We start from the raw sequence: 22,272 nt of genomic DNA on the forward strand, positions 1-22,272 counted from the left end.
CCACCCCTTAAAGATAAGACCACTTTGCGCCGGCAAAGCAATGCGCCGGCGTTTTTTTGACCATGAATACAGAACATCAACTCGGCGACTGGCGCGACCAGGCCCTGAATTTCGAACGCCAAATCAATCACACCGTGATCGGCCAAAAACCCGCCGTGCGCAACCTGCTGCTGGCGGTCTTCGCCAGAGGTCACGTGCTGCTGGAGGGCCAGGTCGGCGTCGGCAAAACCACCTTGCTGCGCGCCGTGGCGCAAGGCCTGGGCGGCCAATACCAGCGCATCGAAGGCACCATCGACCTGATGCCGGCCGATTTGATTTATTACACTTATTTGAACAGCGACGGCCGGCCGTGCGTCGATCCGGGGCCGTTGTTGAAACAGGGCGAAGAATTGGCGATTTTTTTCTTCAACGAAATCAACCGTGCTCGGCCACAGGTGCATTCCTTGTTGCTGAGGGTGATGGCTGAACGTAGCGTCAGCGCCTTCAACCGCGATTATCAAATGCCGCATGTGCAGGTGTTCGCCGACCGAAACCGGGTTGAGCGTGAGGAAACCTTCGAACTGCCGGCGGCCGCCCGCGACCGCTTTATGATGGAAATCAGCATCGACACCCCGGACCAGGACGCAGTGCTGGATGCCTTGATGTTCGATCCGCGTTTTCATGACGTAGACACCTTGGTGGCCGGCATCGATAAAAACATTCTTTCCTACTACCAGCTCAACGAGATCGCGGCCCAAATTCAAGCCAGCGTCAAAACCAGTCCGACCTTGCATCACTATGCGCTGGATTTATGGAAGGCCAGCAGCCGGCCCGGCGCTTATGGCATCCGCCTCAGCGACGTCGAAATGGAGCAATTGATCCAGGCCGGCGCCAGCCCCAGAGGCATGAGTTACTTCATCCGCGCCGCCAAGGTCAGGGCTTGGTTGGAGGGAAGGGATATGCTGTTGCCGGAGGACATGCAGGCGGTGTTTCAAGTGACCATGGCACACAGGATATTTTTAAACCCGATGTACGGTTACCGAAAAGAGGAATTAATGCCGGCGTTGATAGAAGGGATTTTGAATGGGATTGCCGCGCCGTGACTTTTTTGTTGCTTGGTAGGGTGGGCACTGCTTTTTGTGCCCACGCGGGAGATGGCTTTGGTGGATTGTGGGTTTGCGGTTTGGTGTCGCTATCGCGACGGTTTTTATGTCGGGTCTCGGCCCGACAGCCGAGGTACTTTCTTTTGCTTGCCCAAAAGAAAGTACCCAAAGAAAACGGCACCCCATGCCGCTTGAGCCCTGCGCTCCGAAGGCTTTGAACGGGGCTAGCGGGCTGATCCGTTCAAACCCTCCGGTGCTCGGCGCGGCATCAGGGGATAAAACCTCGGCCGGTGATCTGATGGTTTGTTAGCAAGAACAGGGGATATGTTTTGATCTGGTTTTCTCGTTACCAAACTCCAGTTTGGTAACGCCATCTTGGAAGCTCCAGCTTCCTATGTTCAGAAAGCTGGAGCTTTGTTACCAGAGGGAACACATAAATTTGCGATGGTTTTTCTTCCCCCCTTATGCCGCACCGAGCACCGAAATGTTTGGCGGGATTTGCCCGCTAGGGGCGCGGCAAGGATGCCGCACGTTGCTTGCAGGGGCTGGGATGCCCCTTCAAGCAACCCCCGCTAAACATTTCGGAGCGCAGGATCAAAGCGGCATCGGGGCCGCCTTTCTTTTGGATACTTTTCTTTGGCGGAGCAAAGAAAAGTATCGCGCCCGCCGGTGCGCGAACCGGCATTAAAAAAACGTCGCAACAGCGACACATAAAAAAAGCCTATGAACATCAAAGAACTAACCAAACAAATCATCCCCAAATCCGGCCTAAACCACTACGCCGAAACCTATTTGACTTGGGCCGGCGTCGGCCTGATCGGCTCCTTCGTGGCGACGACGCTGGACGGCCAGGCCGAACTGGCTTACGCCGCCTATTACACCAACGCCGTCAATGACGCCGTGGGTTACAACTTCTGGATCTTGCTGGCGGTGATCGGCCTGTTGCTGTTCGGCCTCAGTTTGCCGTTGATTTATCTGTCGTTGCATGTGCCGCAAGCCAAAATCGTCGCCGACCAGTTCAGGCGCTTCAGTTACACCTTTTTTCTGGTGGCCTTCGACGAGGGCGGCTTGATGATAGGCATCCTGATCGCCAATTGGCTGCACACCAGCGACAAGATGGCGCTGTTGGCCGATAAGTCGTTCTTGTTCAGCGATGTCGGGCTGCTGCCGATACTGGCGCTGGCCTTCGTCAATTCCTTTTTGTGGCTACTCGGGGAAGCGATTTACAACCGCGACGACAAAAGTTACTCCGGCGTGGTCGGCCTGATCATGGCGGCGCCGATCAAATATCTGGCGCCGGGTTATTTGAGCGTCGGCGGCATCGTGCTGTATCTGGTCGTCAGTCAATAGCGCCATGAGCAAGGCCGTCCCATCCTTTCATTACCGGCTGGCCCATCCCGGCTACAGAGTGTTTCCCGGCGCCCATCCGGGGCAAACGGTCGGCGGCGGCCAGTTGTTCAAGCGCCACGAGCCTTTGCTGGCCAGCCCCGATCCGCGCCGCATCGATCTGCGCGCCAGCGTGCTCGATCCGTTCAGGCATTACCGGGTCAGGGTGTTCCAGCAACATAGCAAATTGGCGGTCTATGTGATCGCCGATTTGTCGGCGTCGATGCGCGGCAAGTTGCCGCTGCTGGCCGATTTCGTGCTGTCGGCGGCGCAATCGGCGCTGGAATGCGGCGACAGTTTCGGCTTCATTGGTTGCGGTCCCAGCCTGGACCGGCGCTGGTTGCTGCCGGCCAGTCAAACGCTGCAGCCGGTACGGGAACTGGCGATACGCTTGGCGGATTTTCAGGCCCACGGCAAGGCCGACAGCTTGCAGCGCGCGGCCACACTGTTGCCGGCGCGCCGCTCGTTGGTGTTTTTAGTGTCCGATTGCCACTTCGACCCGGCGAGCTTGCGAAAACTTTTGCGGCCGTTGACGCCGCATGCCGTGGTGCCGATGGTGGCCTGGGACGAGGCCGAATATCGCGGATTGCCGGAGTGGGGCTTGGCGCGCTTCAAAGATGCCGAGAACGGCCGCGAACGAACCTTGCTGATGCGGCCGGACTTGAAACGCCGCATCGTGCAGGCTTTCGAAGACCGCCGCGAACATTTGCGCCGCATCTTCCGCGCCTTCGGCATGGAGCCTTTATTCTTCAGCGGAGCCTATCGCGCCGAGGCGATGGAACGCTATTTTCTCCGGCATGCGTTATGAGTAGGTGTATTTTTGGTTTGCGTAGGGTGGATAAACGCAGTGCATCCACCTTGAACTTAACGGTGGATGCGCGTTGCTTATCCGCCCTATTATTGACTTTATTGTTGGGCGGCTGCGGCAGCCTGTTGCCACCCGCCATCAGCCGTTTCGAGCTGCAAACCCCCAGGCCGTTCGGCTATCTGATCGGCGATGAAATCCGCCACCGCCTCATCGTGCAGACCCGCAACGACGTCCGCTTGAGCCTCAATAGCGTGCCGGCCAAGGGCGAATTAAGCCGCTGGCTGAATCTGAACAAAGTGAGTCTTAACCATGACCCGGACAGCGGCGAGACGGTCATAGACCTGACCTATCAGGTGTTTTACGCGCCCAACGAAGTCAAGATGCTGAGCATTCCGGGGTTTAATCTGCAATTCACCCAGGCCGGCAAGACCGTCGAACAAGCCGTGCCGGCCTGGCCGTTCACGCTGTCGCCGGTCAAGGAACTGGCGGTCAGTAAGGATGAACAAGGCCGACAATACATGCGTCCCGATGCCTTGCCGGAACCCTTGCCGGCGACCAGCCAGTGGCTGGGGTTTTATGCCGGCCTTATAGCGGCGGCCTTGCTCGGCGGCTATTTGAGCGTGTTATACGGGCTGTGGCCGGTTTGGCCGAAGCGGCGTATTTTCAAACGCTTGTCGGCGAAACTCGACCGTTTGCCTGAGCCACAGCGGCAAGCCGGCTTGACCGCAATGCACCACGCTTTCAATGCCTTGTACGGCAAGCCGCTGTTCGCCAGCGGTTTGCAGGCTTTTTTCCAAGATCATCCGCAATACCGCGCCGCCGCAGATGCCATAGTCTGGTTTTTCGGTTGGTCGAATCGGGTATTGTTCGGCGGGCAAGCGATAGCCGCAGGCGATTGGGAGAAGTTGCAAGGGTTGTGCCGGTTGTGCCGCGACATCGAGTGCGGCAAACGATGAGCGCGCTGGCATTCGAAACGCCGTGGGCCTTGGCCGGCCTGCTGTTGGCGCTGCTGCCGCTGTGGCGCAGCGGCATGCAAACCGCCGCCTATCCTTGGCTGGCGATGCTGCCGCCCGACCCCTTGTCGCAAGCCGTGATGCTGTTGATTCGCCTGGTCGCCATGGCGGCGATTGCCGCGCTGGTGTTGGGTTTGTCCGGCATGCATTTGCGGGAGCAAAGCGTCGAGCGCATCGGCCACGGCGCCCATATCGTCATGCTGTTGGATAGAAGCAGCAGCATGGACAACAGCTTTGCCGGCAAGGCGCCGAGCGGTTCCGACGACGGCAGGGATGCCGGAGGTATACCCAAACGGGCACAAGGATCAACGCAGGGAGCGGTTGCCGAGGAATCGAAAGCCGCCGCCGCCCGTCGCTTGTTGACCGAATTCGTCGATCACCGCGATCACGATCTGATCGGCATCGCCGAATACAGCACCTCGCCGTTGTTCGTGATGCCGTTGACCGGAAACCGCGCGGCCATCCACGCCGCCATAGCCGCCACCGCAACGCCGGCCCTGGCTTACACCAATATCAGCAAGGGCTTGGCGATGGCGCTGTCGTTCTTCGATCGGCAAGCGGTGCAAGGTTCGCGGATCCTGTTGCTGGTCTCCGACGGCGCGGCGGCCATCGATCCGGATAGCGAAGCCGCCTTGCGCATTCTGTTCAAGCAACAACAAGTGCGTTTGTATTGGTTGTTTCTGCGCACCGACAACAGCCCCGGTATTTTCGCCCAGCCCGACGATCCCCGCGACGACAACGCCCAAGCCATGCCGGAACTGTATCTGCACCGTTTTTTCAGCAGCCTGCGGATTCCGTATCAGGCTTACGAAGCGGAAAACCCCGGCGCGATGCAGAAAGCCATCGCCGACATCGACCGATTGGAGCAACTGCCGCTGCATTACCGGGAGGCGATCCCCAAACAGGACTTGTCCGGCCTGTGTTATGGCTTGGCGGCCGTGTTGATGGCGCTGCTGTTGGGCGCGAAACTCTGCGAAGCGAGGATGGCATGAGAGCATTGAGGCATAAACTGATTTGGGCGGCTTTGGTGGCAAGCCTGTTGTTGGCGGCCACGCAATTGTGGAGTCTGTATCGCATTCATCGCGAAAACGCCCTAATAGCGGAGTGGGTAGCATGGGCCGGGCAAAGCGCAGCCCATCAAGCGGGTAAAGGTGGCGATGGGCTTCCCGAGGTCAGCCCCTCCTACGGTAATTCACCACAAGCCCGTCTGGCGCGGGCCATCTATCTGCGCAACAAACGGCGCTATGCCGAGGCCCTGGATATTCTGAGTCTGGTGGTGGGCCAGGGCGACAGTCGTTTGCAAGCGCAAAGCCGTTACAGCTTGGGCAACCTCTATCTGAGCCAAGCTCGGGACGAAGTCGAAGCCGGCCGCATCAATCAAGCCATGCCCTTGCTGACCTTGGCGAAACAAGCCTACCGTCAGGCTTTGACGCTGGACAGCGGCTTTTGGGATGCCAAATACAACCTGGAACTGGCGATGAAGTTGCTACCGGAATTCGACCGCATCAGTCCGACCGAACCCGACGACGATGCGGCTAAACCCTCGCAATTGTGGACCACCGTGCCAGGCTTTCCGAGGGGCTTGCCTTGAACTGGAAGTTAAAAGATTACCGCTTCTGGTGTCTGAGCCTCGCATTGTTGGCCAACCTCGCCTTGTTTGCCTTCCCAACCCGGCGGCAGGCTGGCGAGGTCTACAATCTGACCTTCGTCATCGACATCACCCGCAGCATGAATGCCGAGGACTATCGGCTCGACGACCAGCCGGTCAGCCGGCTGGCCTTTGTCAAACACAGCCTGCGCGAATTGCTCGGCAAATTGCCTTGCCAGTCCAAAATCGGACTGGGCGTATTCACCGAGCGGCGGTCGACGCTATTGTTCGAACCGGTCGAAGTTTGCTCCGCTTACACCGAATTGGCCAGCAGCATAGACCATCTGGATTGGCGCATGGCCTGGGCGGCGGACAGCCGCATCGCCGGCGGCTTGTTGGACGCGATGCAGTTGCTGCAAGAGCGGGATTCGGCGTTGATATTCGTGTCTGACGGCCAGGAAGCGCCGCCGCTCAACCCGCGCTACCGCACCGATTTCTCGGCGATCAAGGGCAAACTGAAGGGCATGATAATCGGTGCCGGCGGCTTGCGGGCGGTGGCGATTCCTAAGTTCGACCGGAACGGGAAGCGCGTCGGCGTGTATGGCCCCGACGACGTACCGCACCGCTCCAGTTTCGGCGAATCCGACCTCAACCCTGAAAAAATCGAGGGTTACGATGCCCGCAACGCGCCGTTCGGCAAACAGGCGGCCGTTGGGAGCGAACATCTGAGTGCCTTGCGGGAAGGCTATTTGCAACAGTTGGCGCTGGAGACCGGCTTGCAGTATCGGCGCTTAAGCGACGCCGCCGTATTGGCCGAGGCAGTGCGGATGCCGGAATTCGCCCTGCCGGCGGCCGTGGAAACGGATGTGCGCCGCTATTACGCCGTGCTGGTTTTATTGCTGTTGCTGGCGATTTTTATCTGATATTCGTTAAATCGCCGGCCCGGATTGTTAATAGGTAAATCCGGCAACACCACTCGGGCTGTAAAAATTCCGCGCAAACCGGTTGATATTGTTATCCTTACCGGCCGCTTTATTTTCAGCCGCCCTCATGACCCAATATCAACTGTTCGCCACCACTCCCAAAGCCATGGAAGGGATACTCGCCGCCGAAATCGAAGCCCTGGGCGGCCTTAACGTGCAGCAAAAAATGGCCGGCGTGGCGTTCCGGGGCGATTTGGCCATGGCCTATAAAGCTTGTTTATGGTCACGCACCGCCAACCGGATATTGCTGCTGTTGGGCTGCTTCGAGGTCAAGTCCCAGCAGGATTTATATGACGGCGTCAAAAAAATCAACTGGCTGGAGCATCTAAAACCGGACGACAGCTTGGCGGTTTCCTTCAGCAGCAAGAACAATCCTGCCATCAACAACACCCATTTCGGCGCCCTGAAAGTCAAGGATGCCATCGTCGACCAGATGCGGGAAAAATTCGACCAACGCCCCAACATCGACACCGAACGGCCCAGTATCCGGGTCAATGTCTATCTGCACAACGACACCGCGCAACTGAGCCTGGATTTGTCCGGCGAGAGCCTGCACAAACGCGGCTACCGCGACGTCAGCATCGCCGCGCCGATCAAGGAAAATCTGGCGGCGGCCATTCTGCTGCGCGTGGGCTGGCCGAAAATCGCCGCCGGCGGCGGCACCTTATTGGATCCGATGTGCGGCTCCGGCACCCTGCTGCTGGAAGGTGCCATGATGGCGGCCGATTATGCTCCCGGTTTGCTGCGGGATTACTACGGCTTTTTAGGCTGGAAAAAGCACGACGCCGCGTTGTGGCAAAGCTTGCTAGACGACGCCAAGCAACGCCGTGATGTTGGCTTGAGCCAACTACCGGTGATAGTCGGTTTCGATCAGGATCGGCGCACCGTGGCCACCGCGTTGCAACACGTTGAAAACGCAGGTTTCCCGGGCAGGATTCATATCGAAAAACGCGACATAGTGGACGCTTCGGCGGCGGAAAGCTGGCCCAAAGGCTTGATTGCCTGCAATCCGCCGTATGGCGAACGGCTGGGCGACGAAGCCGAAACGGCCGAGCTGTACCGACGCTTCGGCGAGGTGCTGAAAAGTCGTTTCGGCGGCTGGCAGGCGGCGATGATCATCAGCAACCCGGAACTGGGCTTTAGATTGGGCCTGCGTTCGCAAAAACCCATCACCCTGTTTAACGGTGCGCTGGAGTGCAAATTGCTGCGTTTCAATATCGAGGAAAACCGCTTTTTCGAGCCCAAGGCTAAATCCCAGCAGGAACGCATCGAACAAATCAGCCGCCGCACCGAGGCCGAGCAGCCCGATAATCAGGCGGAAATGTTCGGCAACCGCTTGCGCAAGAATCTGAAAAAAATCGGTAAATGGGCCAAGCAACATCAAGTGAATTGCTACCGCTTGTACGACGCCGATTTGCCGGAATACGCGGTAGCGGTGGACATTTACCAGGGAGAGCAAATCTGGGTCAACGTGCAGGAATACGAATCGCCCAAGACCATAGACCCGGCCAAGGCCAATCAGCGGCTGGCCGGGGCGATGCTGGAAATTCCCAAAGTGCTAGGCATCCCCAAGGAGCAGGTGTTTCTAAAAATCCGCCGCAAGCAGAAAAGTACCGACCAATACGAAAAGCAGGGCGATTCCGGCCGCTTTCATGCGGTCGAGGAAGGCGGCTGCAAGTTCTGGGTCAATTTCGAGGATTATCTGGATACCGGTTTGTTTTTGGATCACCGGCCGATCCGCCTGCTGATTCAACAACAGGCCAAGGGCAAGCGGTTTTTGAACCTGTTTGCCTATACCGGCAGCGCCAGCGTGCATGCGGCCATGGGCGGCGCGGCGTCCAGCGTCACGGTGGATATGTCCAATACTTATCTGGATTGGGCCAAATGCAATTTCGATTTAAACGGCATTCGCGGCGACCACAAACTCATTCGCGCCGATTGTCTGGTCTGGCTGGCCAAACAGGCGGCCGCCAAGCCGGCGCCTCGGTTCGATTTGATTTTCCTGGATCCGCCGACCTTTTCCAATTCCAAGAAAATGGACGATGCCTTCGATGTACAAAACGACCATGTAACATTATTAAAAAACGCCGCCGCCTTGTTGGCACCGGGCGGCGTCTTATATTTTTCCACCAATTTCCGCCGCTTTAAAATGGATACCGCAGCCTTGGCCGGCCTGAATATCGAGGATATCAGCGCCTCCACCATCCCCGAGGACTTCGCCCGCGACCGGAAAATTCATTTTTGCTGGAGAATCAGCCGATGAGCGAATGCATGCATATCATCGTCAAGGGCCGGGTACAGGGCGTGTATTTTCGGGCCTTTACCCAAAAACAAGCCGTGAAGTTGAATCTAAAAGGCTTTGTCAGAAATCTGCCGGATGGCAGTGTCGAAATTGTCGCCAGCGGCCACCCGGACGACCTGCAAAAGCTGGCGGCTTGGTGTCACAAGGGACCGATCTTGGCCAAGGTTAGCGAAGTGGTCGTCAATGGTTGCAGTCATCCCGAAGCCTTCGCGAATTTTGAAATTCGCTGACAAAATACCCGCGCCGACAAGTTATACAGAATTTACCCGCCGAATCGGATTACAATAGAAACATTTTTATAATTATAAAGACTGGCGCGGCTAAACCGTAAAAGCGCCGGCGCTATCGGCGGGAACTATTTTGGCAGACAAAACAATTCGCATCGCCACCCGACAAAGTCCATTGGCTTTGTGGCAGGCGGAACATGTCGCGGCAAGGCTGACACAAGCCTTTCCCGGCTTAAAAACCGAACTGGTGAAAATGGTCACCCGCGGCGACAAGATTCTGGACGCCCCGCTGGCCAAGGTCGGCGGCAAGGGCCTGTTCGTCAAGGAACTGGAACAAGGCATGCTGGACGGCTCGGCGGATATTGCGGTGCATTCCATGAAAGACGTGCCGGTGGAGTTTCCGGCGGGCTTGCACTTGGCCGTCATCATGGAGCGCGAAGATCCGACCGACGCCTTTGTCTCCAATAAGTACCGCGGTCTGGCCGAATTGCCGGCCGATGCGCGCATCGGCACATCCAGCCTGCGCCGCCAATGCCAGATTAAAGCCAGGTTTCCGCACGCGGAAATCCTCAGCCTGCGCGGCAACGTCAATACCCGGCTGGCCAAATTGGATGCCGGCGAGTACGACGCCATCATTTTGGCCTCCGCCGGCCTGAAGCGGCTGGGCATGGGCCAGCGTATCACCGCCCGGCTCGCTCCGGAGGAAAGCCTGCCGGCCATGGGCCAGGGCGCCATCGGCATAGAATGCCGTATCGACGATGCCGAAATTCATACTTATTTAAAAGTGCTGCATGACGAAAGCACCAGCATTCGGGTCGGCGCCGAGCGAGCCATGAACGCCCGCCTGAACGGCGGCTGCCAAGTGCCGATTGCCGGTTTCGCCGAAATTCGGGGCGACAGCCTGTTGTTGCGCGGTTTGGTCGGCAGCCCGGACGGCAGCCTGTTATACCGCGCCGAAGCCAGTTATGCCCTGGATAGGGCCGAAGCATTGGGTAAGGCGGTTGCCGACGACCTGCTGGCTCAAGGCGCCGATAAAATTTTGCGCGAGCTTTATCAATGAACCCAAGCCTGAACGGTGCGATGGTGTTGGTGACGCGCCCAGCCGCTCAGGCCGAAATGCTGTGCCAACTGATACAACAAGGCGGCGGCGAGGCATTTCGCTTTCCGACCCTGGAAATTCATGCCATTGCCGCACCGGACGCCGCACTGGCAAAAGCATTTGGCTGCGACTGGCTGGTTTTTACCAGCAGCAACGCGGTGGATTTTGCGCTGAAGGCGTTCGATGGCAAAATGGCGCATTTGCAAAGCGTCAAGCTGGCCGCCGTGGGCCAAGCTACCGCCAATGCTCTGCAAGCCGCCGGCTTATCGGTCGCCTGCGTGCCGGAAACCGAATTTAACAGCGAAGGTCTGTTGGCTCAACCGGCCATGCAACAAGTCGAGGGCCAACGCATCGTGATAGTGCGTGGGGTCGGCGGCCGGGAAAAACTGGCCGGGACCTTGCGCGAACGGGGAGCCCGGGTGGATTACCTGGAAGTCTATCGCCGCGACCGGCCCAAGGTCGGCAACGAACAATTGGTACAAGCCTTGCGCAAGGACCGCTTGCGTGCCATCACGATTACCAGTGGCGAAGCATTGGAAAATTTGCTGGCCATGCTTGATAAAACATCAGCGGATATAGCGCGCAAACAACCCTTGGTTGTGGTGAGCGACAGAATCGGACAATTGGCGCTGGACCTGGGGTTTGAACAGGTTGCAGTCAGTCCGCAACCATCCGATGCAGCCATTTTAGAGACATTGACGACGTTATTGAACGGGGAAAACAGTGGCCGAAGTAATTGAAGCAGAACAACCGGAAAAGCAAGTCCAGGCCGTGGTGATAAAAAAATCTCACGCCGGTTTATGGATAGGCATCATTGCCATTATTTTAGTTATAGGCTTGGCGGTGGCCGGCTTTTACTTTATGCAGCAGTTAAGGGCCACGCAGGACACCGAAAGCAGCCAGGACAACCTTAAACTGATTGAGATCGACAAGGAACTGAACGGCCTGCAGCAGCAATTATCCGGCCTGCAATCGCAAATCGCCAACCTGAACGCCGAAATGACCGGCAAGGACAATCACTTTACCCAGACACTGGCCGACTTCTCCAAACTGCATGAAGAACATCTGAGCACTGCCCGCAAGGAACTGGAAAACTCGATTCTGGTCTTGCAGCGCCAGCTGGGCAAAACCCGCGGCGACTGGCTGCTGGCGGACGCCGAATATTTGCTCAGCGTGGCCAATCAACGGCTGCATCTGGTGGGCGATGTCGCCACCACCCGCGAGGCGCTGGAAGCCGCCGATCAACGCCTGAGGGAAAGCGGCGACGCCTCGGTGTACAAGGTGCGCGAACAAATTGCCAAGGAAATCGCCCTGCTGAATAACGTGCAAGTACCGGATATCGTCGGTATTTACGCCGGCATTCAACATCTGCAATCGGCCGTGGAAGATTTGGCGGTATTTTTGCCACATGCCGGCAAGGAACCTGAAAAAGCCGCCGCCCCGCAGGACCTGTCCGAACATGGTCATGAAATTCTGGACAAGGTGGCCAAGCAATTGGAAGGTTATGTGGTGTTGCGGCATACGGAGCAACCGGTCAACGCCGTACTGTCGCCCGAGGAAGCCCATTTCATCAAGCAGCAATTGAAAGTGCGGCTGGAGATGATAGAAATTGCCTTGGTACAGCAAAACGACACCCTGTTCGCCAGCAGCATAGAAAACGCCAAGGAATGGCTGGTGAAAAACTTCGCCGAAAACCTGCAAACCGAACAATTCATCGCCGAGCTAAACAAGCTGTCCGGCGTCCGCCTGCGCAGCCAATATCCCGACGTCAGCGGTTCGCTGAAACTGCTCAAGGACATCAGCAAGCTCAGACTGGAAACGGACAAAGCAGTGCTGACCGACCCGCCCGCAACAGCCGCGCCCGCTCCGAGCGCTCCCGAGCTGCCGGCCGGCAACTATTAAGCAGGCCGCGCCATGAGAAATCTAGTCTATTTCCTTGCTTCCCTGCTTTGCGCGGTTGCCGTCGCCTTTAGCTTGCACGGTTGGCTGACGCAACATAACGATCCGGGCTATGTATTGATCGGTTTCGGCCACTGGTCCCTGGAAACCTCGCTGACGGTATTCACCGTCGCCTTGGTGATCGGTTTTTTCGCGCTGTACAGTTTTTTTCGCCTGATGGGTGTTTTATTGCGCCTACCCGGCCAGCTTGCCAAGCGCCGCAGCAGCATCAAGTTCAATCGCTCGCAGGAAGCTCTGATCGCCGGTCTGTTTGACGCCGCGGACGGCAATTGGGAAAGCGCGGAAAAAGTCCTGATCAAACACGCCGCCAACAGCGGCGCGCCGTTGCTGCACTATCTGACCGCTGCCCGCGCCGCCCAATCCCGAGGGGCGCTGGACAAGCGCGACGAATATTTGCAAAAGGCCGCCGAACAGTCGTCCGACCACAATTTGACCGTCGGCCTGACCCAGGCCGAACTGCACATGTCCGAGCAACAATTCGGGCAAGCCCTGGAGACCTTGAGCAAGCTGCATTCCATCAACCCCGGCCATGCCCGGGTGTTAAAAATGATGCATCAGGCCTACCATCATATCGGCGACTGGGAAGGCTTGAGCAAACTGCTACCCTCGCTGCAGCAAAACAAAGTCCTGATGGAAACCGAAGTCAAACTGCTGCAAACCAAGGCCTACAGCAGTCAACTGAAAAAAGCCGCCGAACAAAACGACGCGGAGGAAATCCAGGCCTGCTGGGACGAGATACCCGACCACATCAAGTCACTGCCCGGCATCGCCAATATCTATTTTGCCGCCATGATCAACGCCGGCGCGGGCAAAAGCATCGAAGACGGCATCATCAAACAACTGGCCAAGCATTGGGACGCCACCTTGCTGGAACTCTACGCCAACCTGGAAACCGACAACCTGAGCCGCCAGTTGCAAACCGCCGAACAATGGCTGGCTGTATACCCCAACGATCCAACCCTGCTGAAAACATTGGGCAAACTGGCGCAAAAAACCGGTCAAATGGAAAAAGCCGAACAGTATTTATTGAAAAGCCTGAACATCGAAGCCAGCGTAGGCGTTTGCCAGCTATTGGGCGAAGTAATGCTGCGGAAAGACGACAAAGACAAAGCCTGCGAATATTTCAAACGCGGACTGGAATTGGCGTCTAAAGAAGTGCTATCTCAACTGGAAGAGCAAACCCAGCCGGGGGCCGCGCAAGCGTAACGCCAAATATTGAGAAATCCCGAAGCCCTCCGGAAGCGGAGGCCTACAGGTTAGCGAAAATCGCAGACCGGAATAAGCCGATAGGCGTTGCCGGCGATTCAATTCAGGGGAAAAATGGCTTAACCGTACCGTTGGGAGCGAATGCCCAAACCTTACCCTCCCAGCGCCCCGGATCGAGGCATTTTTCGGTTTTCTCCACCGGCACGCCCCTCTCGCGCTTTAAGTAAGTGACCTCATTGACGTCTATATCCTGAAAGCTGGTAGACGCAACCACCAAAGCTCCGCTCGCCTTGGCGATCGCGATGCACATCTTGCGTCCGAAGCTGCTTGCCTTCTCCTTCCCGCTCGGTACGACATTGAAAGTCTCCTCGACGGCGGCACCGCATCCGACAATCATGATGGCGGCCTTTTCCGGCTCGAAAGCCCCCTTGAGCTCGGTAAACAGGTGCGCATTAGCAAGCGTAACGCCTTCCTTGCAAAACTCGAGTCCGAAGCCCCCGCGAATCTTCGGACTCTTCTTTCTCTCCTCGTCCGGGTATTGATATCTTCCAAATCCGTGGCACAAGATAGTCAGCGTTCCGATCTTGTTGTCGTCTCCCAGCCGCTTCTTCAGGTCGGTAAAAAATTTGTCCAGCAAGGTAGACTCATTCACGACGATACGAAATTCCGAGGTTCCCGAATTGCGTATCCATTCGCATCTCTTGTTTATTCTCGATTGATCAGTCCGGTCGTCCAGCACGCTCACGTTCACCACAGCCATCGGTCACCACCTCTCCCGCGCCCATCAATAAGGGCATAGTTATTTTGTCGTTTAGCCAAAGCCTGAATTATCCGGCAAACCCCTGGTTAATTGAACAGCGTATCCCACATGGCATCGACTTTTTTCAGCACGTCGTCGCGCATCACGATGGGCCGCCCCCATTCGCGCGTGGTTTCGCCAGGCCATTTGTTGGTGGCGTCGAAACCGACCTTGGAGCCCAGCCCGGACACCGGCGAGGCAAAGTCCAGGTAATCGATCGGAGTGTTTTCCAGTATGGTCAAATCGCGGGCCGGATCCATGCGGGTGGTGATGGCCCAGATCACGTCTTGCCAATTACGCACATCCACGTCGTCATCGACCACGATGACGAATTTGGTGTACATGAACTGGCGCAAATACGACCAGGTGCCCAGCATCACCCGCTTGGCGTGGCCGGCGTACTGCTTCTTCATGCTGATCACCGCCATCCGGTAAGAACAGCCTTCCGGCGGCAGATAAAAGTCGACGATCTCCGGAAACTGCTTCTGCAGGATAGGCACGAACACCTCGTTCAAGGCTACGCCCAAAATAGCCGGCTCATCGGGCGGCCGGCCGGTGTAGGTACTGTGGTAAATCGGTACCTGCCGCTGGGTAATGCGTTCGACGGTAAACACCGGAAATTCGTCGACTTCGTTGTAATAGCCGGTATGGTCGCCGTAGGGGCCTTCCGGGGCGGTTTCGTTTGGGTAGATAAAACCTTCCAGCACGATTTCGGCGCTGGCCGGCACTTGCAGGTCGTTGCTCAGGCATTTGGTCACTTCGGTCTTGCTGCCACGCAGCAAACCGGCGAAAGCGTATTCGGACAAGGCATCCGGAACGGGTGTCACGGCGGCCAGTATGGTGGCCGGGTCGGCGCCCAGGGCCACCGCCACTGGAAACGGCTTGCCGGGATATTTTTCCCGCCATTCCTTGAAATCCAGCGCGCCGCCGCGATGCGCCAGCCAGCGCATGATGAGTTTGTTTTTGCCTATCAGCTGCTGGCGGTAAATGCCCAGGTTTTGCCTGTCCTTGTTAGGCCCCTTGGTAATCACCAGCGGCCAGGTAATCAACGGCGCGGCATCTTCCGGCCAGCAGGTCTGAATCGGATACACCGACAAATCGACCTCATCGCCGACCCTAATCACTTCCTGACAAGGCGGCGAATTGACCATTTTAGGCGCCATGTTCAAAACCTGCTTGAAAGCCGGCAGTTTGTCCATGGCATCCTTGATGCCCTTGGGCGGTTCCGGCTCTTTTAAATAGGCCAGTAATTCGCCGATGCCGCGTAATTCCGATACATCCTTGGCGCCCATACCCATCGCCACCCGCTTGGGCGTACCGAATAAATTGCCTAATACGGCAATATTGGAGCCCTTGGGGTTTTCAAACAACAGAGCTGGGCCGCCTTGCTTCAATACCCGGTCGCAAATTACGGTCATTTCCAGATAGGGATCGACTTCCGCGCGGATACGCTTTAGTTCCCCTTGTTTTTCCAGTTGCTGGATGAAGTCTCTTAAATCTTTGTATTTCATATATATGGGTCGGCATGAAGCCGCTCAAAAATAAAGCCGACTTGCGCCGGCTTAACTGTCTTGCCCGCCTCCGCGCGCAATCCCATCAGTCCCGGTACCCCGGATTTCGGGGACGGACGTTGAAGTTTATTCTTCCTCGCCGGCCAACAATTCCTCCAGGCTGGGTAAAGACTGGTCGTTGCGGGCACGGGCCTTGTAAACATCCACGAATTCCATGAAGGCTTGCTCAAGGTCTTCCAACACCTCCTGCTCGTTTTCGACCTCTTCCTCCGGAATTTCCCCGGACTCCAGGTAATCGTTCTGAATGGCAATTTCGCCGTTTAGGGACAGCAGGGCGAGGATTAGGGCATTATTGGAAATATTCTCGGGCATGTCGAACTCGCTGGTTGGTGTTGAAGAAGAAGGAGAACAGCTTGCCGCGCGGAAAGCGCGGCCATTGTATCGTATTGCCGGCCGGCGGATAACGCGGAAGCAATCCCGCGACCGCCCGCCCGCTTAAGCTATCAGGCGTAAATATTTTTGGTACAGGGCCGCCTGATCTTCCGCATGCACGGGGTCCTTGCCGATGCAGTCGACCGGACACACTTCCATGCATTGCGGCTTGTCGTGGTGCCCGACGCACTCTGTGCACAACGCGGGGTTGATCACATAGATGTCTTCGCCTTGGGAAATGGCGCCATTGGGGCATTCCGGCTCGCAGACATCGCAATTGATGCATTCATCGCTAATAATCAAGGCCATAAATTACTCCGCTTTAAATTTGTTGATTAACCGTTCTTTGACCGAATCCGCCACAAAACTCGATACATCGCCGTTCAGACGGGCGATTTCCCGGATCATGCTGGAGGAAATAAATTCGTATTGCTCGGCGGGAGTTAAAAACACCGTTTCGATATCCGGCGCCAAACGTCGGTTCATGCCCGCCATTTGAAATTCGTATTCGAAATCCGATACCGCCCGCAAGCCGCGCAGGATCACACTGGCGCCGTGCTGCTTGGCGCATTCCACCAACAGATTGTCGAAACCGATCACCCGCACATTGGGAAACTCGCCCACCACGCCTTCTATCAGCGCCACCCGCTCGTCCAACTCGAACAAGGGCTGTTTGCCGCGGCTTTCCGCCACCGCCACGATGACGGCTCTATACAGCCTGGAGGCCCTGTGAATCAGGTCGAGATGGCCGTTGGTGACGGGGTCGAATGTCCCCGGATAGATTGCGGTAATTTGCATGGCAATAGTTTTCTTTTGGGAGGGCGGATTCTAAAGCATCCCGGCGATAAAAGCAGGCAAAATCCGCGCAGCCCGGATTTTTGGCCCTTATTGGCCTTGATACAAGCTATAAGCCACTTCGCCGGCCCGCTTGTGTTTCAATTGCCGCCAATGACCGGGTAAATCCGGCAAGGCCAATTTAGGCTCGGTTTCGATATAAATTTTTCCGTGCGCGGCCAACAGGCCCGCTTCGGCCAATTGCCGGCAAATCGGTTCGACCAAACCCCGCCCAAAGGGCGGATCCAGAAAAATCAAATCGAAGGCCGGATCGCCCCTTTCCATGAATTGCCGGACATCGGCTTGCACCACTTCGATACGCCCGGCCGCCAACAGCGCGCAATTTTCCCGCAGTTTGCCGCAGGTTTGCGGATTGTTATCCACCATCACCACCTGTTTGGCGCCGCGCGAAGCCGCTTCGAAGCCCAGGGCACCGCTGCCGGCAAACAAATCCAGACAACGGCTGTTGGCCACATCGGCTTGCAACCAGTTAAACAAGGTTTCCCGTACCCGCGCCGGCGTCGGCCGCAGTCCCGGCGCATCGTCGAAGGCGATGAAGCGGCTGCGCCATTCGCCGCCTATGATGCGCAGCCTGCCGCTCATGGCTATTGGCTATCCGCCGAAGCGCCGATCGCCATGGAGGGTGGGAGCGCGGCGGCGGGTCTGGAATCCGCGCCGCCCACCGTGACGGTTTGCAGCCATTCCGGCCTAATCCGGCGCCGGAAGGCATCCTGGATATCCGCCACGCTGACGGCATCCACCTTAGCCGGGAATTGGTCCAGATAATCCAGGGGCTGTTGATAAAAACCGATCATGCTGACGTAATCGGTCAATTTGGCGTTGTTGTCGGTACGCAAGGCAAAACCGCCGGTGATGTTTTTCTTGGCCGCTTGCAGTTCGGCTTCGGTGGGACCCTTTTCGATAAAGTCGCTCAAGGTTTCGTTCATGACTTTGATCGCTTGGCCGGTCTGGTCGTTGCGGGTTTGCAGACTCATGACGAAGGGCCCTTCCCGATACAAGGGCATGAACTGGCTGGAGGCGCTGTAGGCCAGACCGCGTTTCTCCCGCACTTCGTCGAACAGACGGGAAACCAGGCTGCCGCCGCCCAGAATATGGTTACCCACATACAGGGCAAAATAGTCCGGATCCTTGCGGTGCGTGCCCGGCATGCCTGCCAGCACGTGGGTTTGACTGGAAGGAAAATCGATACGTTGAACGGCGGCCTGGGTCGGCATGGTTACCGGCGGAATCTCGGCCGGTTTTTCGCCGACCGGCAGGCCGGCCATCAATTTTTCCGCCAGTTGTTCGGCCCGCGACTTTTGCAAATCGCCCACGATCACCACGATGGCGTTGGCCGAAACGTAATATTTTTTATAAAAGGCCTTCAAATCCTCCGCCTCGAATCCGGCCACGGTTTCCACCATGCCTTCCTCGGGATGGGCATAGGGATGCTCGCGGTACAAGGCCTTGCTGAAAGCGATGCCGGCCAGGGCGCCAGGGGATTCTTCCCTGTGCTTCAAGCCCGCCAAGGTGCGGCTTTTTTCGCGCTGAAAGTCCTCGTCGTTGAATAGCGGCCGGCTCAATATGCTGGCAAAGGTGTCGAAAGCCTGATCGAAAAACACCTTCTCGGTCAGACTGCGCAAGGACAGCCAGGCCATGTCTTCGGAAACGCCGACGGAAAAAGCCGCGCCCACCGCATCGAAACGGTTGGCAATCTGGTCGGCGTTCCAGTCGCCGGCACCGGTATCCAGCATCGCCGATGTCAAGGCCGCCAGACCGAATTGGGCATCGTCCCTGGCGCTGCCGGCATCGAAGACCACTCGGATATCGACCATGGGCAAACTGGGCGTTTGCACGAAATATACCCGGGTGCCCTGGCTGGTTTGCCAATGCTGAATCGCCACGTTGGCCCAACTTGTTTGGCTCAGTACCAGCAAAAACAAACCGATCAGATTAAAACGCATGGCGACCTCCAGTCAGTTTTGCGGGTTTGGGTGCTTCGGTGATGGGTTGCGGTTCCAGATAGGCCACGGTCAAGGTGTCCTCGATCAGGTATTTACGCGCCACGGCTCGCACTTGCTCGGCGGTGACGCGATTGATATTTTCCACGTATCGGTCGGCTTTTTGCCAACCTATGCCTACGGTCTCCAGCAAGCCCAGTTGCATGGCTTGATAGAAATTGGAATCCTTTTGGTAAACATCGTTGGCCAGCACTTGTGCCTTGATGCGTTGCAATTCCTCCGCGCTGACCAGTTCGCTTTGCAATTGATATACCTCGTTCTTCAAGGCATATTCCAGGTCGTATACGCTCTTGCCTTCTGCCGGGGTGGCTTCCAGCAAAAACATTTCCGGCAGGCGGGAGGTCATGTCGTAACCGGCGCCGGCGGTAACAGCGATCTGCTGACCACGAATCAAGCGGGTCGCCAAGCGGGCACCGTTGCCGCCGTCCAGAATTCCGGCCAACACTTCCAGCGCGTAGGCTTCCCATTCCGGATCGGCGGTATTCAATACCGGCACTTTATAGCCCATCATCAGATAGGGTAATTTGGCCGGAGCCTTGACGGTCAGCTTGCGTACGCCTTTTTGCTCGCTTTCCGCCTGAGGCTTGAGCGGTTTGATCTCGCTAGGCTGCAAGCCGGCGAAATACTGTTCGGCCAATTTGATGGTTTGCCCGGTGTCCACATCTCCCACCACCACCAGGGTGGCGTTATTGGGGGCATACCATTGTTGATACCAAGCCTTGAGGTCTTCGACTTTGTAATTAGCGATATCGGACGGCCAGCCTATCACCGGATTTTGATAGGGGCTGTTGGTGAAGGCGACTGCATTGAATTGTTCCTGGGTTTTGGCGCGCGGCTTGTCGTCCGTGCGCATGCGGCGCTCTTCGGTAACCACCTGCAGTTCTTTTTCCAGCTCCTCGGCCTTCAGATCCAGATTGCGCATCCGGTCGGCTTCCAGTTTGAAACTGATTTCCAGGCGCGACTTTTCCAGGGTTTGAAAATAAGCCGTGTAATCGCTGCCTGTAAAAGCATTTTCCTGGCCGCCGTTCTCGGCGATGATGCGGGAAAATTCGCCGGCCGGATATTGTTGCGTCCCCTTGAACATCATGTGTTCCAACATGTGCGAGATACCGGTGATGCCGCCGGGCTCGTAACTGCCGCCGACCTTATACCAGACTTGCGACACCACCACGGGCGCCCTACGGTCTTCCTTTACCAGGATTTTCAGACCGTTTTCGAATACATGTTCATGCACTTTGCCGTCGTCCGCAAATGCCGACCAAGCCGGGCACAGCAGCATCACTGCCGCCAAACCGGATTTCAACCATTCCAATTTCATAACTCCCTCATTGATAGAAAAGATGAGCGCCTGTGACGATTTCAATAATCAAAGGTTCACTGTTATTCTATAGCTTTCATGACCTATAAACTATTCGAACCCGAATGACAGACAAAAGCAGCGCGTTATCCTGGCGACATTATCTGCAACTTTGCAAACCCAGGGTAGTTGCGTTAATCGTGTTTACCGCCATTGTCGGCATGCTGCTGGCCGTACCGGGCTGGCCGCCGCTTCAGCCATTTTTTTTCGGCACTTTGGGCATCGGTCTGGCGGCGTCGTCCGCCGCCGCCATCAATCACTTCATCGACCAAAAGGCCGATGCGGAAATGGCCCGCACCAAAAATCGTCCGCTACCCATGGGCGACTTGAATTCGCAAAACGTGCTGGTTTTCGCCGGCGTGATAGGCCTGTTGGCCATGGCGCTGCTGGTGCTAAAAGTCAACGCGCTGACCGCGTTTTTGACCTTTTTATCGCTGATCGGTTACGCAGTGGTTTACACCGTTTATCTGAAAAAATTGACTCCGCAAAATATCGTCATAGGCGGCATTGCCGGCGCCGCTCCGCCGCTGCTGGGTTGGGCGGCCATGACCGGCGAAATCCATCATCATGCCTTGCTACTGGTGTTGATCATTTTCGTCTGGACTCCGCCGCACTTCTGGGCGTTGGCCATTGCCCGCCGCGAGGAATACGCCAAGGTCGCCATTCCGATGCTGCCCGTCACGCACGGCGTGGAGTTCACCCGCCTGCAAATCCTGCTCTATACCATTTTGCTGCTGGTCACCACCCTGCTGCCCTATCTGACCGGCATGAGCGGGCTGATTTATCTTTTGTCGGCCTTGCTATTGGGCTTGGGTTTTCTGTATTACGCCGTGCAGATGATGCGTAAAAAAGACAATAAAACCGCCATGCGCACCTTCGGCTATTCGATTGTGTATCTGATGCTGATTTTCGCCGCCTTGTTGATCGACCACTACTTCCCCTTGTCATTATCATGAGCCTGACCGAACAAGAACATCCATTTGCGGAATTCATCAAAATTTTGGGCAAGGGTAAAAAGGGCTCGCGGCCCTTGAGCCAGGATGAAGCCTATCGGGCCATGAAAATGATATTGGCCGATGAGGTGCTGCCGATTCAACTGGGTGCGTTTTTGATGCTGATGCGCATCAAGGAAGAAACCTGCGAGGAATTGGCCGGCTTTGTGGCGGCGGCCAAGGAAAGCTTCGCCCACGAGCCGTCGCTCCAAGTGGATTTGGACTGGTCGTCATACGCCGGCAAGCGCCGCCATCTGCCGTGGTTTTTGCTGTCCACGCAATTGCTGGCCGAAAACGGCGTCAAAGTCTTCATGCATGGCGCCGGCGGCCATACCCAAGGCAGAATCTACACCGAAAAGGTGCTGGGCAGTTTAGGTATACCACCGGCGAGTTCGCTGACCGAAGCCGAAGCGCAACTGCGGGCACGCAATTTCAGTTACCTGTCGCTGCAACATATCTGTTCGCCGCTGTACGACATGATTAACTTGCGTCCGGTGATGGGCTTGCGTTCGCCGGTGCATACGCTGGTAAGGTTGCTGAATCCGCTGCGGGCCAGCCACAGTATTCAAGGCATTTTCCACCCCAGCTACCGGCAGGTGCATCAAAAAGCGGCCTTGTTGTTGGGCGAGCGCAATATGGCCGTGCTGAAGGGCGAGGGCGGCGAAACCGAGCG

Annotated in this window: 23 protein-coding genes; 15 read left to right on the forward strand and 8 right to left on the reverse strand. The window is 56.8% G+C overall.

Annotation, left to right across the window (positions count from 1 at the left end):
• The first annotated feature begins 62 nt into the window (after positions 1 to 62).
• The 13 genes from NP590_RS09775 (at position 63) to NP590_RS09835 (ending at position 13,653) form a co-directional block, all read left to right on the forward strand.
• Positions 63 to 1,082, forward strand: a complete 1,020-nt coding sequence (locus NP590_RS09775; RefSeq protein WP_256602193.1) for an AAA family ATPase — start codon at positions 63 to 65, stop codon at positions 1,080 to 1,082.
• Positions 1,083 to 1,805: 723 nt separating this feature from the next.
• The gene (locus NP590_RS09780; protein WP_256602194.1) at positions 1,806 to 2,432 is read left to right on the forward strand and encodes an MxaP protein; all 627 of its coding nucleotides are present in this window, start codon (positions 1,806 to 1,808) and stop codon (positions 2,430 to 2,432) included.
• A gap of 4 nt (positions 2,433 to 2,436) precedes the next feature.
• Positions 2,437 to 3,276, forward strand: a complete 840-nt coding sequence (locus NP590_RS09785; RefSeq protein ID WP_256602195.1) for a DUF58 domain-containing protein — start codon at positions 2,437 to 2,439, stop codon at positions 3,274 to 3,276.
• Positions 3,273 to 4,232 carry a nonribosomal peptide synthetase MxaA gene (locus NP590_RS09790; protein WP_256602196.1) on the forward strand — a complete coding sequence of 320 codons (960 nt, stop codon included), beginning with the start codon at positions 3,273 to 3,275 and terminating at the stop codon, positions 4,230 to 4,232. Before NP590_RS09785 ends, NP590_RS09790 begins: the two co-directional genes overlap by 4 nt.
• On the forward strand, positions 4,229 to 5,281 hold the full coding sequence (locus NP590_RS09795) for a vWA domain-containing protein (RefSeq protein WP_256602197.1): 1,053 nt from the start codon (positions 4,229 to 4,231) through the stop codon (positions 5,279 to 5,281). The genes NP590_RS09790 and NP590_RS09795 overlap by 4 nt, the downstream gene beginning before the upstream one ends.
• Complete coding sequence (locus tag NP590_RS09800) at positions 5,278 to 5,880, forward strand: MxaK protein (RefSeq protein ID WP_256602198.1); 603 nt, start codon at positions 5,278 to 5,280, stop codon at positions 5,878 to 5,880. Before NP590_RS09795 ends, NP590_RS09800 begins: the two co-directional genes overlap by 4 nt.
• Positions 5,877 to 6,800, forward strand: a complete 924-nt coding sequence (locus NP590_RS09805) for a vWA domain-containing protein (protein WP_256602199.1) — start codon at positions 5,877 to 5,879, stop codon at positions 6,798 to 6,800. The genes NP590_RS09800 and NP590_RS09805 overlap by 4 nt, the downstream gene beginning before the upstream one ends.
• A gap of 127 nt (positions 6,801 to 6,927) precedes the next feature.
• Positions 6,928 to 9,123 carry a bifunctional 23S rRNA (guanine(2069)-N(7))-methyltransferase RlmK/23S rRNA (guanine(2445)-N(2))-methyltransferase RlmL gene (gene rlmKL / locus NP590_RS09810; RefSeq protein ID WP_256602200.1) on the forward strand — a complete coding sequence of 732 codons (2,196 nt, stop codon included), beginning with the start codon at positions 6,928 to 6,930 and terminating at the stop codon, positions 9,121 to 9,123.
• The gene (locus NP590_RS09815; RefSeq protein WP_256602201.1) at positions 9,120 to 9,392 is read left to right on the forward strand and encodes an acylphosphatase; all 273 of its coding nucleotides are present in this window, start codon (positions 9,120 to 9,122) and stop codon (positions 9,390 to 9,392) included. Before rlmKL ends, NP590_RS09815 begins: the two co-directional genes overlap by 4 nt.
• Before the next feature lie 130 nt (positions 9,393 to 9,522).
• On the forward strand, positions 9,523 to 10,449 hold the full coding sequence (gene hemC / locus NP590_RS09820; protein ID WP_256602202.1) for a hydroxymethylbilane synthase: 927 nt from the start codon (positions 9,523 to 9,525) through the stop codon (positions 10,447 to 10,449).
• Complete coding sequence (locus NP590_RS09825; RefSeq protein WP_256602203.1) at positions 10,446 to 11,228, forward strand: uroporphyrinogen-III synthase; 783 nt, start codon at positions 10,446 to 10,448, stop codon at positions 11,226 to 11,228. The genes hemC and NP590_RS09825 overlap by 4 nt, the downstream gene beginning before the upstream one ends.
• Entirely contained in the window at positions 11,212 to 12,390 is a 1,179-nt protein-coding gene (locus NP590_RS09830) for a uroporphyrinogen-III C-methyltransferase (protein ID WP_256602204.1), read from the forward strand. The genes NP590_RS09825 and NP590_RS09830 overlap by 17 nt, the downstream gene beginning before the upstream one ends.
• 12 nt (positions 12,391 to 12,402) lie before the next feature.
• Complete coding sequence (locus NP590_RS09835; RefSeq protein ID WP_256602205.1) at positions 12,403 to 13,653, forward strand: heme biosynthesis HemY N-terminal domain-containing protein; 1,251 nt, start codon at positions 12,403 to 12,405, stop codon at positions 13,651 to 13,653.
• Between the two features lie 103 nt (positions 13,654 to 13,756).
• Here the strand turns inward: NP590_RS09835 and NP590_RS09840 are convergent, their stop codons facing one another.
• The 8 genes from NP590_RS09840 to NP590_RS09875 form a co-directional block, all read right to left on the reverse strand.
• Positions 13,757 to 14,413, reverse strand: a complete 657-nt coding sequence (locus tag NP590_RS09840) for a hypothetical protein (protein WP_256602206.1) — start codon at positions 14,411 to 14,413, stop codon at positions 13,757 to 13,759.
• A gap of 86 nt (positions 14,414 to 14,499) precedes the next feature.
• Positions 14,500 to 15,963 (reverse strand): 4-hydroxy-3-polyprenylbenzoate decarboxylase, encoded by a 1,464-nt coding sequence (ubiD, locus tag NP590_RS09845; RefSeq protein ID WP_256602207.1) that lies wholly within the window; start codon positions 15,961 to 15,963, stop codon positions 14,500 to 14,502.
• A gap of 126 nt (positions 15,964 to 16,089) precedes the next feature.
• Positions 16,090 to 16,335 carry a hypothetical protein gene (locus NP590_RS09850; protein WP_256602208.1) on the reverse strand — a complete coding sequence of 82 codons (246 nt, stop codon included), beginning with the start codon at positions 16,333 to 16,335 and terminating at the stop codon, positions 16,090 to 16,092.
• 123 nt (positions 16,336 to 16,458) lie between these two features.
• On the reverse strand, positions 16,459 to 16,704 hold the full coding sequence (locus tag NP590_RS09855; RefSeq protein ID WP_256602209.1) for a YfhL family 4Fe-4S dicluster ferredoxin: 246 nt from the start codon (positions 16,702 to 16,704) through the stop codon (positions 16,459 to 16,461).
• Positions 16,705 to 16,707: 3 nt separating this feature from the next.
• Positions 16,708 to 17,193 carry a pantetheine-phosphate adenylyltransferase gene (gene coaD / locus NP590_RS09860; protein WP_256602210.1) on the reverse strand — a complete coding sequence of 162 codons (486 nt, stop codon included), beginning with the start codon at positions 17,191 to 17,193 and terminating at the stop codon, positions 16,708 to 16,710.
• An 87-nt stretch (positions 17,194 to 17,280) separates the two neighbouring features.
• Entirely contained in the window at positions 17,281 to 17,832 is a 552-nt protein-coding gene (gene rsmD / locus NP590_RS09865) for a 16S rRNA (guanine(966)-N(2))-methyltransferase RsmD (protein ID WP_256602211.1), read from the reverse strand.
• A gap of 2 nt (positions 17,833 to 17,834) precedes the next feature.
• Entirely contained in the window at positions 17,835 to 19,193 is a 1,359-nt protein-coding gene (locus tag NP590_RS09870) for a M16 family metallopeptidase (RefSeq protein WP_256602212.1), read from the reverse strand.
• Complete coding sequence (locus NP590_RS09875) at positions 19,183 to 20,568, reverse strand: M16 family metallopeptidase (protein WP_256602213.1); 1,386 nt, start codon at positions 20,566 to 20,568, stop codon at positions 19,183 to 19,185. The genes NP590_RS09870 and NP590_RS09875 overlap by 11 nt, the downstream gene beginning before the upstream one ends.
• Positions 20,569 to 20,672: 104 nt before the next feature.
• Here NP590_RS09875 and cyoE point away from each other — a divergent pair, with 104 nt between their 5' ends.
• Positions 20,673 to 21,563: a heme o synthase gene (cyoE, locus tag NP590_RS09880; protein ID WP_256602214.1), complete on the forward strand. Its 891-nt coding sequence runs from the start codon at positions 20,673 to 20,675 to the stop codon at positions 21,561 to 21,563.
• Positions 21,560 to 22,272: glycosyl transferase family protein (locus NP590_RS09885; RefSeq protein ID WP_256602215.1), on the forward strand; the 713-nt coding region annotated here is incomplete at its 3' end. The genes cyoE and NP590_RS09885, both read left to right, overlap by 4 nt.

Origin of the sequence: Methylomonas subterranea (genome assembly GCF_024505185.1) — a bacterium.
GTDB classification, from domain to species: Bacteria; Pseudomonadota; Gammaproteobacteria; order Methylococcales; family Methylomonadaceae; genus Methylomonas; species Methylomonas subterranea.

Excerpts from the sequence above, each read along its gene's own strand:
- NP590_RS09800 (WP_256602198.1), top strand. The coding sequence starts at position 5,278 with ATGAGAGCATTGAGGCATAAACTGATTTGGGCGGCTTTGGTGGCAAGC.
- NP590_RS09795 (WP_256602197.1), top strand. The coding sequence starts at position 4,229 with ATGAGCGCGCTGGCATTCGAAACGCCGTGGGCCTTGGCCGGCCTGCTG.
- NP590_RS09835 (WP_256602205.1), top strand. The coding sequence starts at position 12,403 with ATGAGAAATCTAGTCTATTTCCTTGCTTCCCTGCTTTGCGCGGTTGCC.
- NP590_RS09850 (WP_256602208.1), bottom strand. The coding sequence starts at position 16,335 with ATGCCCGAGAATATTTCCAATAATGCCCTAATCCTCGCCCTGCTGTCC.
- NP590_RS09875 (WP_256602213.1), bottom strand. The coding sequence starts at position 20,568 with ATGAAATTGGAATGGTTGAAATCCGGTTTGGCGGCAGTGATGCTGCTG.
- coaD (WP_256602210.1), bottom strand. The coding sequence starts at position 17,193 with ATGCAAATTACCGCAATCTATCCGGGGACATTCGACCCCGTCACCAAC.
- rsmD (WP_256602211.1), bottom strand. The coding sequence starts at position 17,832 with ATGAGCGGCAGGCTGCGCATCATAGGCGGCGAATGGCGCAGCCGCTTC.
- NP590_RS09840 (WP_256602206.1), bottom strand. The coding sequence starts at position 14,413 with ATGGCTGTGGTGAACGTGAGCGTGCTGGACGACCGGACTGATCAATCG.
- NP590_RS09790 (WP_256602196.1), top strand. The coding sequence starts at position 3,273 with ATGAGTAGGTGTATTTTTGGTTTGCGTAGGGTGGATAAACGCAGTGCA.
- NP590_RS09825 (WP_256602203.1), top strand. The coding sequence starts at position 10,446 with ATGAACCCAAGCCTGAACGGTGCGATGGTGTTGGTGACGCGCCCAGCC.
- ubiD (WP_256602207.1), bottom strand. The coding sequence starts at position 15,963 with ATGAAATACAAAGATTTAAGAGACTTCATCCAGCAACTGGAAAAACAA.
- NP590_RS09870 (WP_256602212.1), bottom strand. The coding sequence starts at position 19,193 with ATGCGTTTTAATCTGATCGGTTTGTTTTTGCTGGTACTGAGCCAAACA.
- NP590_RS09780 (WP_256602194.1), top strand. The coding sequence starts at position 1,806 with ATGAACATCAAAGAACTAACCAAACAAATCATCCCCAAATCCGGCCTA.
- NP590_RS09775 (WP_256602193.1), top strand. The coding sequence starts at position 63 with ATGAATACAGAACATCAACTCGGCGACTGGCGCGACCAGGCCCTGAAT.
- NP590_RS09855 (WP_256602209.1), bottom strand. The coding sequence starts at position 16,704 with ATGGCCTTGATTATTAGCGATGAATGCATCAATTGCGATGTCTGCGAG.
- NP590_RS09815 (WP_256602201.1), top strand. The coding sequence starts at position 9,120 with ATGAGCGAATGCATGCATATCATCGTCAAGGGCCGGGTACAGGGCGTG.
- rlmKL (WP_256602200.1), top strand. The coding sequence starts at position 6,928 with ATGACCCAATATCAACTGTTCGCCACCACTCCCAAAGCCATGGAAGGG.
- NP590_RS09785 (WP_256602195.1), top strand. The coding sequence starts at position 2,437 with ATGAGCAAGGCCGTCCCATCCTTTCATTACCGGCTGGCCCATCCCGGC.
- cyoE (WP_256602214.1), top strand. The coding sequence starts at position 20,673 with ATGACAGACAAAAGCAGCGCGTTATCCTGGCGACATTATCTGCAACTT.